Origin of the sequence: Aquabacter sediminis (assembly GCF_028863665.1) — a bacterium.
Taxonomy (GTDB): Bacteria; Pseudomonadota; Alphaproteobacteria; order Rhizobiales; family Xanthobacteraceae; genus L1I39.
On record NZ_JARBFX010000005.1, the window covers coordinates 254317 to 266487 of the forward strand.

Annotated in this window: 14 protein-coding genes; 6 read left to right on the forward strand and 8 right to left on the reverse strand. The window is 68.4% G+C overall.

Annotated elements, in window-relative coordinates; translation table 11 throughout:
- The first annotated feature begins 9 nt into the window (after positions 1-9).
- Together atpD and PV781_RS12150 are read left to right on the forward strand one after the other, a co-directional pair.
- Positions 10-1446, forward strand: a complete 1437-nt coding sequence (gene atpD / locus PV781_RS12145) for a F0F1 ATP synthase subunit beta (protein ID WP_274775887.1) — start codon at positions 10-12, stop codon at positions 1444-1446.
- Between the two features lie 147 nt (positions 1447-1593).
- On the forward strand, positions 1594-2010 hold the full coding sequence (locus PV781_RS12150) for a F0F1 ATP synthase subunit epsilon (RefSeq protein WP_274775888.1): 417 nt from the start codon (positions 1594-1596) through the stop codon (positions 2008-2010).
- A gap of 129 nt (positions 2011-2139) precedes the next feature.
- Here the strand turns inward: PV781_RS12150 and PV781_RS12155 are convergent, their stop codons facing one another.
- From PV781_RS12155 to rplU, 4 genes are all read right to left on the reverse strand, one after another.
- A complete protein-coding gene (locus tag PV781_RS12155) occupies positions 2140-2643 on the reverse strand; it encodes an RNA pyrophosphohydrolase (RefSeq protein ID WP_274775889.1) in 504 nt (167 codons plus the stop codon).
- Positions 2644-2788: 145 nt separating this feature from the next.
- Complete coding sequence (locus PV781_RS12160) at positions 2789-3421, reverse strand: GNAT family N-acetyltransferase (protein ID WP_274775890.1); 633 nt, start codon at positions 3419-3421, stop codon at positions 2789-2791.
- A 161-nt stretch (positions 3422-3582) separates the two neighbouring features.
- The gene (rpmA, locus tag PV781_RS12165; RefSeq protein WP_209099145.1) at positions 3583-3852 is read right to left on the reverse strand and encodes a 50S ribosomal protein L27; all 270 of its coding nucleotides are present in this window, start codon (positions 3850-3852) and stop codon (positions 3583-3585) included.
- A gap of 21 nt (positions 3853-3873) precedes the next feature.
- Complete coding sequence (gene rplU / locus PV781_RS12170; RefSeq protein ID WP_209099147.1) at positions 3874-4251, reverse strand: 50S ribosomal protein L21; 378 nt, start codon at positions 4249-4251, stop codon at positions 3874-3876.
- 230 nt (positions 4252-4481) lie between these two features.
- On the opposite strand from rplU, the gene PV781_RS12175 reads away from it, so the two are divergent.
- On the forward strand, positions 4482-4874 hold the full coding sequence (locus tag PV781_RS12175; RefSeq protein WP_274775891.1) for an acyl-CoA thioesterase: 393 nt from the start codon (positions 4482-4484) through the stop codon (positions 4872-4874).
- A 6-nt stretch (positions 4875-4880) separates the two neighbouring features.
- On the opposite strand, the gene PV781_RS12180 is transcribed toward PV781_RS12175, so the two are convergent.
- From PV781_RS12180 to PV781_RS12195, 4 genes are all read right to left on the reverse strand, one after another.
- Positions 4881-5711 carry a DNA-binding transcriptional regulator gene (locus tag PV781_RS12180; protein WP_274775892.1) on the reverse strand — a complete coding sequence of 277 codons (831 nt, stop codon included), beginning with the start codon at positions 5709-5711 and terminating at the stop codon, positions 4881-4883.
- A gap of 241 nt (positions 5712-5952) precedes the next feature.
- Positions 5953-7491: a bifunctional 3-(3-hydroxy-phenyl)propionate/3-hydroxycinnamic acid hydroxylase MhpA gene (gene mhpA, locus PV781_RS12185; protein ID WP_274775893.1), complete on the reverse strand. Its 1539-nt coding sequence runs from the start codon at positions 7489-7491 to the stop codon at positions 5953-5955.
- Between the two features lie 38 nt (positions 7492-7529).
- Entirely contained in the window at positions 7530-8498 is a 969-nt protein-coding gene (locus PV781_RS12190; RefSeq protein ID WP_274775894.1) for a VOC family protein, read from the reverse strand.
- Positions 8499-8574: 76 nt separating this feature from the next.
- Positions 8575-9915, reverse strand: a complete 1341-nt coding sequence (locus PV781_RS12195; protein WP_274775895.1) for an MFS transporter — start codon at positions 9913-9915, stop codon at positions 8575-8577.
- A 585-nt stretch (positions 9916-10500) separates the two neighbouring features.
- Here PV781_RS12195 and PV781_RS12200 point away from each other — a divergent pair.
- The 3 genes from PV781_RS12200 to PV781_RS12210 are packed head-to-tail and all read left to right on the forward strand — an operon-like array spanning position 10501 to position 12120.
- Positions 10501-10746, forward strand: a complete 246-nt coding sequence (locus PV781_RS12200; RefSeq protein WP_274775896.1) for a hypothetical protein — start codon at positions 10501-10503, stop codon at positions 10744-10746.
- The gene (locus tag PV781_RS12205; RefSeq protein ID WP_274775897.1) at positions 10718-11614 is read left to right on the forward strand and encodes an exosortase/archaeosortase family protein; all 897 of its coding nucleotides are present in this window, start codon (positions 10718-10720) and stop codon (positions 11612-11614) included. Before PV781_RS12200 ends, PV781_RS12205 begins: the two co-directional genes overlap by 29 nt.
- Complete coding sequence (locus PV781_RS12210; RefSeq protein WP_274775898.1) at positions 11611-12120, forward strand: hypothetical protein; 510 nt, start codon at positions 11611-11613, stop codon at positions 12118-12120. Before PV781_RS12205 ends, PV781_RS12210 begins: the two co-directional genes overlap by 4 nt.
- Positions 12121-12171: the final 51 nt, after the last annotated feature.

Consider the following 12171-nt stretch of genomic DNA (forward strand, 5'->3'; position numbering starts at 1 on the left):
ACGACGAAAATGGCGAACCCCACCGGACGCATCACCCAGGTCATCGGCGCCGTCGTCGACGTGCAGTTCGACGATCACCTGCCGGAAATCCTCAACGCGATCGAGACCACCAACCAGGGCAACCGCCTGGTGCTCGAGGTGGCCCAGCATCTGGGCGAGAACACGGTCCGCACCATCGCCATGGACTCCACCGAGGGTCTCGTGCGCGGCCAGGCGGTGACCGACACCGGCGCCCCCATCCTGGTGCCCGTGGGTGAAGCCACGCTCGGCCGCATCATGAACGTCATCGGCGAGCCGGTGGACGAGCTCGGCCCGGTGGTCGGCGAAGCCATGCGCGCCATCCACCAGCCCGCGCCCTCTTATGCGGAGCAGTCCACCGAGGCCGAGATCCTCGTCACCGGCATCAAGGTGGTGGATCTGCTGGCCCCCTATTCCAAGGGCGGCAAGATCGGCCTGTTCGGCGGCGCCGGCGTGGGCAAGACCGTGCTCATCATGGAGCTCATCAACAACATCGCGAAGGCGCACGGCGGCTATTCCGTGTTCGCCGGCGTCGGTGAGCGCACCCGCGAGGGCAACGATCTCTATCACGAGATGATCGAGTCCAAGGTGAACGTGGACCCCCACGAGCACAATGGCTCCTCCGCCGGTTCCAAGTGCGCCCTGGTCTATGGCCAGATGAACGAGCCTCCGGGCGCCCGTGCCCGCGTGGCGCTCACCGGCCTGACCGTCGCCGAGCACTTCCGCGACCAGGGCCAGGACGTGCTGTTCTTCGTGGACAACATCTTCCGCTTCACCCAGGCCGGCTCGGAAGTGTCCGCTCTGCTGGGCCGCATTCCCTCCGCGGTGGGCTACCAGCCGACTCTGGCCACGGACATGGGCGCGCTCCAGGAGCGCATCACCACCACCACCAAGGGCTCCATCACCTCGGTGCAGGCCATCTACGTGCCGGCGGACGACCTGACCGACCCGGCGCCTGCCGCCTCCTTCGCCCATCTGGACGCCACCACCGTGCTCTCGCGCTCCATCGCCGAGAAGGGCATCTACCCGGCGGTGGATCCCCTGGACAGCACCTCGCGCATCCTCTCGCCCATGATCCTGGGCGAGGAGCACTACAACGTGGCCCGTCAGGTTCAGCAGACCCTGCAGCGCTACAAGGCGCTCCAGGACATCATCGCGATCCTGGGCATGGACGAGCTTTCCGAAGAGGACAAGCTGGTGGTGGCCCGCGCCCGCAAGATCGAGCGCTTCCTCAGCCAGCCGTTCCACGTGGCGGAAGTGTTCACCGGCTCCCCCGGCAAGCTGGTCGACCTGCAGGACACCATCAAGGGCTTCAAGGGCCTGGTGGAAGGCAAGTATGATCACCTGCCCGAGCAGGCCTTCTACATGGTGGGTTCCATCGAGGAAGCCATCGAGAAGGGCAAGAAGATGGCCGCCGAGGCGGCCTGATCGATCCTGGAACCCCGCACGGGCGTTCCGGTTCTATGACCAGCACGGCCGCGCCTCGAGCGCGGCCGCTGCCGGACCCGAAGGTGGATCGATCCAGACCCGGATCGGCGCCGGGCCGGCGAAGTGACGGCGGATTGAGAGGCAGACATGGCCAACTTCACGTTTGAGCTCGTTTCGCCCGAGCGGCTGATCTTTTCCGGCCAGGTGGACAGCGTCGATGTCCCCGGCTCCGAGGGTGATTTCGGCGTCGGCGCGGGCCACGCGCCCTTCATCGCCACCTTGCGCCCGGGCATCCTGACCATTCACGGCCAGGGCGCGCCCAAGCGCATGTTCGTGCGCGGCGGCTTTGCCGAGGTGAATGGCGCAGGCCTGACCGTGCTCGCCGAGCGCGCCACGCCGGTGGAAGAGATCAAGCTCGACCATCTGCGCCAGCTCATCAAGGATGCCCAGGAAGACCTGGCGGATGCCCGCTCTGACGAGGCCAAGCAGAAGGCGCAGTCCCAGCTCTCGGACCTGCAGCAGGTCCTGGACGTGCTGACCCAGCAGGGCGGCACCGCCCACTGAGGTGACGCCCAGGCGGCTTTCAAGGCTCTGATACGAAAAGGGGAAGGCCTGTGCCTTCCCCTTTTTGCGTTTGCGGAGCCTGCGGGCGGTGGCAAGGGGACGCGCGCTCGGCGCACCCCTCTCCAACACTCACACGGTGAAGCGACGGAATTCCTTGGCCACGCGCTCATAGACCGGCCGCTTGAAGGGCACCACCAGCTCCGGTGCCCGGTCCAGGCTCTCCCACCGCCAGGCCATGAACTCAGCCTTGTGGTGGCCACCGCCGGGCTTGAGGATCTCGATCTCGCCCTCGTCGCCGGTGAAGGCGAAGGCGAACCATTTCTGAGTCTGGCCGCGAAACTTGCCGCGCCAGGCCTGGCCGACGATGCGGCCGGGAATGTCATAGGTCAGCCAGTCCTCGATCTCGCCCAGCTTCTTGACCGAGCGGATGGAGGTCTCCTCGTAAAGCTCGCGCAAGGCCGCCTCGTAGGGATCTTCGCCCTTGTCGATGCCGCCCTGCGGCAATTGCCAGGAATAGGTCATGTCCACATGCTCGGGCCCGCCGGCGCGCTGGCCCATGAAGACGTGGCCGGCGCGATCGAATACGGCGAGGCCCACACAGGGGCGATAGGGGAGATCGTCGGACGGACGCATGTGCGGCAGATCCTTTGGCTGGAGCGGTTGCCCTCCAGATAGCAGATCACGCCCGCCCATGCCCGCGGTCAGAGCGCGGAAAGCACGCTCGTCGGACCGCTGCCGCCCGCTCCGCCTATTCCCAGGCGGAGCGGATCCGACTGCCTCAGTGCGTGAGGGCGCGATGGTGGGGAAGGGCGGTGGAGCCCCAGGCGCGCAGCGAGGCCCAGGTGCGCCGCTCCAACTGGAAGCGGTCCACCGGCACCGAGGCGCCGAGCGCCTTCACGCGGCACAGGCCCACCCCGCACCACTGGAAGGCGCACTTCTCCAGCACCCGGCGAGAGGCCGGATTGACCACGCGGGCGGCGCCGAGAATGCGGTCGTGGTCAGTCTCGGAGAAGACGAAATCGATGATGGCGCGCACCGCTTCGGTGGCGATGCCGCGTCCCCAATGGGGTTCGCCGATCCAATAGCCGATCTCGGGCGCAGTCTCGCCCTTGCGCTGGCCGAAGCCGCACATGCCGGCGAAGGCGAAGCCGCCTTCCTGCTTGAGGAAAATGGCGAAGGTGATGCCGTTGGCGGTGGCGGCCAGCGTGTCGACGAAGGCGCGGGCGTCCGACGGGCGATAGGGATGGGGCAGGTTCGCGGTCATTTCCGCGATCCGGACATTATTGGCGAGGGCAGCAATGGCGGGCACGTCCTCGACCCGGGGCATGCGGAGCACGAGCCGCTCGGTTTCGAGGACGGGGATACTGCTCTCCTGGAGCAGGACCTGCGACGGGCATTCGACGATGGTCATGGCGGGCTCCTTGCCTCAAGGGTCTTCAGGACCGTGCGGACAAAACAAAACCGGGGAGACTGCCCGTCTCCCCGGTTTCATTCAGGAGCCAATGACACCCATGTCAGGCTCCCACCGGTTCGACGAGACCGGCGGGACCCTGCATTTTCAGGTCTCGCCGCTTATTCGGCCGCCTCAAGGGCGGGGACAACGGATACGAAGGTTCGGTCGTTGGCTTTGGTGCGGAACTCGACTTTGCCCGGAATGAGGGCGAACAAGGTATGGTCCTTGCCCATGCCCACATTGGTGCCGGGATGCCATTTGGTGCCGCGCTGGCGCACGATGATATTGCCGGCAATGACCTCTTGGCCGCCGAACTTCTTCACGCCAAGGCGGCGGCCGTCGGAGTCGCGACCGTTGCGGGACGAGCCGCCTGCTTTTTTATGAGCCATCTGAGCTCTCCAATCCTAAGATCAGGCGTCGGCAGCGGCCTCGGCGGCCGGCGCGTCCTGGGTGGTCTGGGCAGCCTTGGCGCTTTCGCCGCCGGGGCCGGTGATCTCGGTGATGCGCACCACGGTCTGCTCCGCGCGGAAGCCCCGCTTGCGGCGCGAATTCTGGCGGCGGCGCTTCTTGAAGGCGATCACCTTGTCGCCGCGGGTCTGTTCCACCACCTCGGCGGTGACGGTGGCACCGTCAACGAGGGGGGCACCAATGACCGTGGCCGCGCCGGCCACCATGAGAACCGGGAAGGACACGCTCGCGCCGGCTTCGGCCTCGATCTTGTCCACCGTGATGACGTCGTCGGCGGCGACGCGATACTGCTTACCGCCTGTCTTGATGACCGCGAACATCTTGTCTCGCTTTCGTGTTCAGCCAAGCCTCGAAGGGCCGGCTTCTTTCGGTCGGGCTGGGATATGGGGCGCATGTCCCCACGCGAAGGGTGTCCCCTATCTGCGGGAGGCCTTTTTGTCAATGCGAAAAGGCCGGGGATGGCTGGCATGAAAGCCGGCAAATCCTGTCCGCCTGCGGCTTCCGGTCTCAGTTTGGCATCGCTAAAAGGAGTCCAACACAGGGGGACATCATGCGTGACAAAGAGGCCGGGATGCCGGACGAGGTTCCGTCCATCCGCACCATCGCCATGCCGGCGGACACCAATCCCAATGGCGACATTTTCGGCGGCTGGCTCATGTCGCAGATGGACCTGGCCGCGGGCAATGTGGCCACTCGCCGGGCGCGGGGCCGCGCGGCGACCGTGGCGGTGGAGGCCATCACCTTCCTGGGGCCCGTGGCGGTGGGAGACGAAGTGAGCCTGTTCGCCAAGCTCACCAAGCTCGGCCGCACCTCCATGCGAATCGAGGTGGAAGCCTGGCGCCGGGCGCGGGCCAGCGAGGAGACCTTCAAGGTCACCGAGGCCACCTTCACCTTCGTGGCCATTGACGAGGCCGGCCGGCCCCGCCCGATTCCCGTGGAGTGAGCGTCCTCAGGGTGGCGCGGGCGCGGCAGCGCCGGCGGCGATGGCCTGGGTGATCTGATGCAGCATGCCCGCATGGGCGGCGATGGCTTCGTCCAGGGAGAGGGCCGAGCGGATCCAGATCATGGACACCACCGCCACCATCCGCCCCTCCACCAAAACGGGCGCCGCAATGCTGGAGGTCTTGGGGCGGAACTCGCCCCCGTCCCGCACGCCAAGGCCCCGCCGCCGCACATCCTCGATCATGCGCGCCAGCCACGCCTCTTCCAGGAAGGGCTTGTCCTCCGGCTCGTCGAGGCGCCGGAGATGGTCGAGAATCATCACCCGCTCCTCGGGCGCGCAGAGCGCCAGATAGGTGCGGCCGGCGGATGTGCGCAGCATGGGCAGGCGGTAGCCGATCATGCCCCGGTCGATGGAGAGCGGCGAGCGGGTGTGGGTGGTCTCCTGGATCACCATGGCCGCATTCTCATAGACGGTGAGATCCAGCGGCCAGACGAGCTTCGGCCCGAACGTCCCGAAGACGGGGCCGGCGGCCTGGCAGACCCGCGAATGGGCGGCATAGCCGTCCCCGAGGCTCGCCGCGAGGCGCGTCACCCGCACCTGGGCGGAGGAGGCGGAGAAGGAGAGATAGCCTTCCTCCTCCAGCGTCTGGATCAGCCGGTAGACGGTGGGGCGGGGAATGTTGAGGGCGCGGGCGATGGCCGAGGCGCCGGCGCTGCCCACCGAATTCACATAGCGCAGCACCGCGAGGCCGCGGCTCAAGGCCCGCACGCTCTCGCTTTTGTCCTGTGGTTCCTTGTGCAGGCCCGCCGGGCTGGGCGCCGCGTCGGTCTCGTCCATGGCAAGGTCCGTCCGGCCGAAGGGGTCGGCGATATCAGATCAACCGCCCCCGCCGGCCGCACGTCAAGCCCGGTGCCGAAGCGCTCCCTTGCGCCAGGGGGATCGCGGGTGCCGTCCTGCGCGCCGCCGCTGCGAGATGAGCGGCGGCCGAGGTCGACGCCCCTCATCCCGGTGGCGCTCCCGTGGCGTGTGCGGGTGAAGGACGCAGACGACCGGGGCGAGACCTCCGGCGGATCGAGGGTCAGGCCGCCGAGGCGTGGGTCGGCCGGTAGGGGGCAAGGGCCTGGGAGAGGGCGGCCAGCTCCGCCACATCATGGGCCGCGCCGGCCACATAGCGGTCCGGGCGCACCAGGAGGGCGGAGGCGTCCGCCTCGTCCAGCAGCGCGGCGAGGGCCGGACCGTCTGTCTCGGTGAGCACCGCGATGCCCGCCTCGGTGAAGCCGCGCCGGACCCCTTCACTGGCCGCGCGCCAGAGGCTTTCGCGCGCCAGCAGGGCAAAGCCGTAACCCACCGCCTCGTCGAGCCGCCGGCCATCGGCAAGGCGCGGCTGGGGAATGCGCTGGCCGGCGCGGTCCGCCCGCCCGGCGGCCAGGCCCGCGCCCAGCTGCGGCACCCGGCTCTTCAGGCGGGCCACGCCGTCTTCGTCGCGGAAGGCGCTGGCCAGCGCCGCCTCGGTGTTGCAGGTGTTGATGAGTCCGCCGAGGCGCATGGCGGTCTCGATATAGGCGCGGGCGTCGGGCGCGCGTTCGCTCTGATAGGTGTCGAGCAGCGCATCGGCCGCATGGCCGTTCACCACCGCCTCCAGCTTCCAGGCAAGGTTCGCCGCGTCGCGCACCCCCGAGCACATGCCCTGGCCCATGAAGGGTGGGGTCAGGTGGGCGGCATCCCCCGCCACCAGCAGGCGCCCGGCGCGCCACTGGCGGGCCACGGCGGAGTGGAAGGTATAGACGGCGGCCCGCTCCAGTTCCGCCTCCTCCGGCTTCAGCCAGGGGGCCAGCAGTTCCCACACCTTGCGGGGCGTGGTCATGGTGGCGGCGTCCTCGTGCGGATGCACGGTGATTTCCCACCGCCTGCGGTCGCCGGGCCCGCGCACATAGGTGGCGGGGCGGGCCGAGTCGCAATATTGGATGGTGTGGTCGCCCAGCTCCGGCTTGTCCCGCCGCAGCATCACGTCCAGCACCAGCCAGCGCTCATGGAAGCCGAGGTCCTCCAGGGAGGACCCCATGAAGCGGCGCACCAGCGAGCGGCCGCCATCGCAGCCCACCACATAGCGGGCGCGCACCGTGCGCGGTGTGCCGGTGCCCAGCTCTTCGTAGCGCACCTCGACGCTCGCGCCGTCATCGGTGAAGGCGAATACATCGCAGCGGGTGCGCACCTCAACGGAGGGGAAGCGCGCCAGCCCGGCGCGCAGGATGCGCTCCAGGTCCGGCTGGTGGAAGCGGTAGCTCGCCTGCCAGCCTTGCGGGCTCTCGCCCTGCGGCCGGGGCCAGTCCAGAAGCAGGGCGCCCTGCGCATCCACGAAGCGCATGCCGGGATTGCATCGGGTGGTAGGTTCGATCTCGTCGGCGAGGCCGATGGCCTGGAAGACGCGCATCACCTCGTCGTCGAAATGCACGGCGCGGGGGAGGTGGTAGGCGTTGGTCTCGCGCTCCAGCACCAAGGTGGAGACGCCCTTCAGGCCCAGCAGATTGGCCAGGCAGGCCCCCACCGGGCCGAGGCCCACGATGGCAACGTCGAAGATGTGGTCGGTATCGGTGGGCGCGGAAGTGAGCGTGGACATTTGGGTCCCTCGCGAATGTCAGGGGAAGAGGGAAGGTCTCAGCCGGGGACGTGGCCATAGAGCCAGGGGCAATCCACGACGGCGGGCGCGCGAACGCCGTTGGCGGCGGCGTCGAGGCGCATCTGGCGCAGCCGCGCGCGAGGCTCCTCGGGCAGATAGAGCCGCTCATGGCCCCAGAAGCTCGGCCCCGCGAAGGTCTCGTGGGGCTCCCAGGTGGCCGGGTCGATCACCCGCCCGCCCCAGCCATTTTCCACGAAGAAGCCGGAGGGCGAATGGGCGTAGAAGGAGGTCATGTAGTCGTTGGTGTGACGGCCCAGCGTGTAGGCGACCCGGCCCTCCTGCAACTGGGCGAGGTCATAGCCCTGGCCGACATCGTCGAGATTTTTGAACTCCACCATGAAGTGATGGAAGCCCGTCTGGCCCGAGCCCACCATGGCGAAGGAATGGTGGCGGCCGTTCACATGGAAGAAATAGAGCGGATAGGGGGTGAGCCCGTAATCGGAGACGTGGAAGCCCAGGAGATCCCGGTAGAAGGGCAGCAGGGCCTCGATGCGCACGGCGTGCAGCACCGCATGTCCCATGCCCAGCGCCCCGGTGTTGAAGCCGGAAATGGGCCGGCCGGGCACGAAGGGATCTTCCGCCCGCATGGGGTTGAAGAACAATTCCACCCGGTTGCCGTCGGGATCGTCGAAGGTGATGAGGTCTTCCACGAAGCGCTGGTCGGCAAGGCCGCGCGTGCCCCGCTTCACCGCCACCCCCGCAGCCTCCAGCCGGGCGCCGAAGGCGTCGAGGTCGCCCTTCTCCTCCACTTCCCAGCCGATGGCGGCCAGCGTCGAGCCGGGCTCGTTGGCAACGAACAGGCGCTGGCGCTGGTCGTCCATGCGGAAGGTGGCGTGGCCGGAGGTGACATCCACCGCCTGCATGGCGAGGAGGCCGGAGGCGAAATCGCGCCAGTCCCTCATCTTGTCGGAGCGGATGCCCAGATAGCCCAGTGCGATGACGCCCATGGCTCAGTCCTCCAAAGCGGAAAGTCGAATGCGGGGAAGGGCGCGCGGGCCGTTGGCCGGTCCGCACGCCAGGGGATCAGGGACGCGGGGCGCCAGTGGCGGGCAGTTCGGTTCCCAGCGCCTCGGTGGCCGGCACGCTGTCGCGCCGGGTGATGTGGAAGCTCGCCCAGAAGCTCAAGGCGGCGCACAGCGCGATATAGAGCGAGGGCGCGGCAGGCATCTGGGTGCGCTCGATCAGCATGGTGGCGGCCAGCGGCGCGAAGCCGGACAGGATGGTCACGCTCACATTGTACGACAAGGCGATGCCGGAAAAGCGCACCTTGGTGGGGAAGAGGTTGGCCAGCAAGGAGGGCCAGATGCCGCTCGCCAGGGAGAAGACCAGCGACAGAAGGCTCAGCACCAGCACCACGCTGGCCCCGTGATTGGCCAGCAGCATGAACAGGGGCACGACCGTGACGACCATCAGCGCCGAGCCGATGCGCAGGATCTGCTTGCCGGGCACATAATCCCCGGCCCAGCCGGCAATGATGAGGCCAATGGAGGACACCACCAGCGCCGAGGTCATGGCGAGTGCCACGTCGGGGGCCGCATAGCCGAGCGAACGCACCAGGAAGGCGGGCATGAAGCCATAGAGCAGGCCGTTGAAGCCGGCAATGATGGCGGCGATGCCGGCGGCCACGATCAGGGACCGGCCGTGATCGCGCACCAGTTCCTTGAGCGGATGGCGGGACGCCTTGCCGTGCAGGTTCACGAATTCCGGCGATTCCTCCAGCTTCCGGCGCAGGGTGAAGGAGATGATGCCGATGACGCCGCCGAACAGGAAGGCAATGCGCCAGCCATAGGACGCGACATCCTGGGGCGGCAGGGCATATTGGATGCCGAGATTGACCAGGGTGGCGATCAGCACGCCCACATTGACGCAGAAGATGATGAAGCCGCAGGCAAGGCCCGCACGCCGCGGCGCCGCTTCCACCGCATAGGTCACAGCGCCCGGCAATTCGCCGCCGAGGCAGATGCCCTGAACCAGGCGGAAGGCCACCAGCAGCAGCGGCGCCGCAATGCCCCAGGTGGCGTAGGAGGGCAGGAGGCCGATGGCGATGGTGGCCAGCGTCGTCAGGCCGAGCGAGGCGATGAAGACCGGCCGGCGGCCATAGCGGTCACCCAGGCCCCCCAGCAGCACACCGCCCAGCGGCCGCGCCAAGAACCCCAGCGCCAGCACCGAGAAGGACAGGATGAGCGACACATAGGGGTCGCTGGTGGGGAAGAACTGGGCCGAGATGTACTGGACGAAAATGCCGTAGATGATGAAATCGTAGAATTCCAGCGAGCCACCGAGGCTGGCCAGCATGATGATGCGCCACTGCGCGCGGCTGAGCCGGGGCGCGGGAGCGGGCGATGATGTGAGTGTGGCGCTCATTGGTCCTCAGGCCCTCCGTAAGCCTTCTTGATGGGCGGGAATTGGCAATGGGGGATCGTTCGCCCGACGCGCGCGGCGGGCGGCACCCGGGCGGACCGGGAGGTCTCAGCCTCGGCTCGGCAGATCGAGGTGCAGCGCGTCAGCCGGCGTGAGCCGCCGAAGGGAAATGGCGCGGCGGGCCGTCTGCGCTCTTGTCACTGCAAAGAAGATGTCCGGGTGGCGGTCAGGAAGGGATGGGTCGTGATCTCATCCGATCACGTCTTCCTGGCGCGCCGGTGCGCCTCGGCCTCATGGTGTCCTCCGGTTTTTCTTATGTGTCTGGCATAGGCCGGTGCGGCGACATGCAACAGAGGAAAACCCCTCCTGTCCGCCTGGCGGACAGGGTGGTGCAAGCCTTGCCTGCGAAGGATCGCGGTGGAAGCGGCTTCGGGGCCCGGCGCGCGCGCCCGACGCACCGTGCCGTGCGGCGGCCGGTGTTCGAGGGGTCGGCTGTTGTTCCCTTGACGCTTTGTTGATTTGAGGCGCCCGCGTGTGTCCCCCTAAGGCAGAGCTTGAGCAACGAAGAAAAACCAAAAGGTTCGTATCATGAGACCCAAAGGCCAGATGCTGTCCCACGTCTTCCTGGCAGGGATCCTGGGCGTCTGCCTCGTCACGGCTTCTGCGGCCGGGGATGTCTCCCGGGCCTGGGGCGATGACGATTACGCTGGCGAGCGCGGCCATCACGGTGGCGGCGGGCACCATGGCGCGCCCGGGCCGCTGGCTGGGGTTGGCCTGCCGGCTCTCGCCGTGGCGGGCCTCTATTATGTCATCCGCAAGCGCCGCCAAGGCTGAAGCGGCCGCCCCGCCTCCCCGCGCGTTTCAGCGACGGGACCTGTGGTGCGCGGTGTTGGTGGTGGGGCTCGGCAACGGCATTGCCGCCCGCGCCATCACTGCCATCGGTGAGGTGGGCTGGGCCGACGCCATCTATTCCACCTTCGATGTCTCCATCATCGTGTGGGCCGCCTGCGCGGTGCTGCTGGGCCGGGTGTGGGTCTTGCCCGAGGCGCCGGTGCGCCGGGTCGACCTCGCGGTGGCCTGCGCCTGCACCGGGGCCTTCTTGCTACCGGTAGGGCAGGCGAGCTGGTTCGGGTTGACGCTCCTCAGCGTCCACATGACGGTTTCCAGCCCGCGCGGGTCCGAGGGACGCCGCGCCGCCGCCCTGCTCCTGGCGCTCACCCTCGCCATGCTCTGGGCCCGCCTGCTGCTGTCTGTTTTCAGCGGGCCGCTGTTGCGGACGGACGCGGCCCTGGTTGCCGCTCTTCTGGGCGAGCAAGCGGTGGACAATACGGTGCCGCTCGCGGACGGTTCGGGCGTGCTGTGGATCGCGCCCGCCTGTTCCTCGGTGCTCAACCTGGCTCTGACGCTGCTCTGCGCCCAAACCTTCCTTGCCCGCTCCGGCCGGCCTTGGACGCTGCGGGCCGTAGGGTGGACGCTGGTGGCGGGCGCTCTCGTCTTCGCCCTCAACATTGTGCGGCTTGCGGTACTGGCGGCCTTTCCCCGCTACTATGACGTGTTGCACGGCCCGGCTGGCCAGGGGGTGTTCGGCCTCCTGACACTGGCGGTCATTGTCGGGGTGCTCGTCCTCGGCGGGGTGGGAGGGGAGGCGCGGCCTGGCCCACGTCCGCTCCAGCCCGTCCAGGACGAGGGGGCGACGCCATGACGGGCGTTCCGCTCCCCGGCGCTGCACGGGCGCGCCTCGCCCTTCTTGTGGCGGTTGCGGTGATGCTGGGCCTGGGAATTGGGCTCAAGCTCCTGGCCGCGCGCCATCGGCCAGAGGATCCGACCCCCCTGCGCCTCGCTGCCGCCCGCGCCTTCCTGGAAGGGCAGGGGCTTTCCGTGACCGGGCAGGAGACGACCCTCGACCTCCATTTGCTGACCGCACGCAAGGGCGAGGCCTGCCGCCTCGTCCTTGCGCTGCTGGCGCCGCAAGGCTGGCACGGGGGCGTGCTGCGCACGCTGGGGCAGCCGGGCGATGACCTCTTTTTCGTGCTCGACGGTCACGCCACCGACGCGCAGCCGGTGTGGCGGGCGCGGCTCGCCCTTTATGGCGCCTTGCTGCAAATCCAGTTCGGCATCACGGCTCGGCCGCCCGCGCTCCTGGGCATCGTCGCGCGGCCCGCCTGCGGGGCGCGGGATTATCCCTGGAGCCAGATCGAGGTCCGCTAGGAGCTGCGCCGGGGTGCATGCCCCTCATGCTGGGGGACGCCACGGCACGCG

Coding starts and splice junctions, on each gene's coding strand:
- atpD (WP_274775887.1), top strand. CDS start 10: ATGGCGAACCCCACCGGACGCATCACCCAGGTCATCGGCGCCGTCGTC.
- PV781_RS12150 (WP_274775888.1), top strand. CDS start 1,594: ATGGCCAACTTCACGTTTGAGCTCGTTTCGCCCGAGCGGCTGATCTTT.
- PV781_RS12155 (WP_274775889.1), bottom strand. CDS start 2,643: ATGCGTCCGTCCGACGATCTCCCCTATCGCCCCTGTGTGGGCCTCGCC.
- PV781_RS12160 (WP_274775890.1), bottom strand. CDS start 3,421: ATGACCATCGTCGAATGCCCGTCGCAGGTCCTGCTCCAGGAGAGCAGT.
- rpmA (WP_209099145.1), bottom strand. CDS start 3,852: ATGGCTCATAAAAAAGCAGGCGGCTCGTCCCGCAACGGTCGCGACTCC.
- rplU (WP_209099147.1), bottom strand. CDS start 4,251: ATGTTCGCGGTCATCAAGACAGGCGGTAAGCAGTATCGCGTCGCCGCC.
- PV781_RS12175 (WP_274775891.1), top strand. CDS start 4,482: ATGCGTGACAAAGAGGCCGGGATGCCGGACGAGGTTCCGTCCATCCGC.
- PV781_RS12180 (WP_274775892.1), bottom strand. CDS start 5,711: ATGGACGAGACCGACGCGGCGCCCAGCCCGGCGGGCCTGCACAAGGAA.
- mhpA (WP_274775893.1), bottom strand. CDS start 7,491: ATGTCCACGCTCACTTCCGCGCCCACCGATACCGACCACATCTTCGAC.
- PV781_RS12190 (WP_274775894.1), bottom strand. CDS start 8,498: ATGGGCGTCATCGCACTGGGCTATCTGGGCATCCGCTCCGACAAGATG.
- PV781_RS12195 (WP_274775895.1), bottom strand. CDS start 9,915: ATGAGCGCCACACTCACATCATCGCCCGCTCCCGCGCCCCGGCTCAGC.
- PV781_RS12200 (WP_274775896.1), top strand. CDS start 10,501: ATGAGACCCAAAGGCCAGATGCTGTCCCACGTCTTCCTGGCAGGGATC.
- PV781_RS12205 (WP_274775897.1), top strand. CDS start 10,718: ATGTCATCCGCAAGCGCCGCCAAGGCTGAAGCGGCCGCCCCGCCTCCC.
- PV781_RS12210 (WP_274775898.1), top strand. CDS start 11,611: ATGACGGGCGTTCCGCTCCCCGGCGCTGCACGGGCGCGCCTCGCCCTT.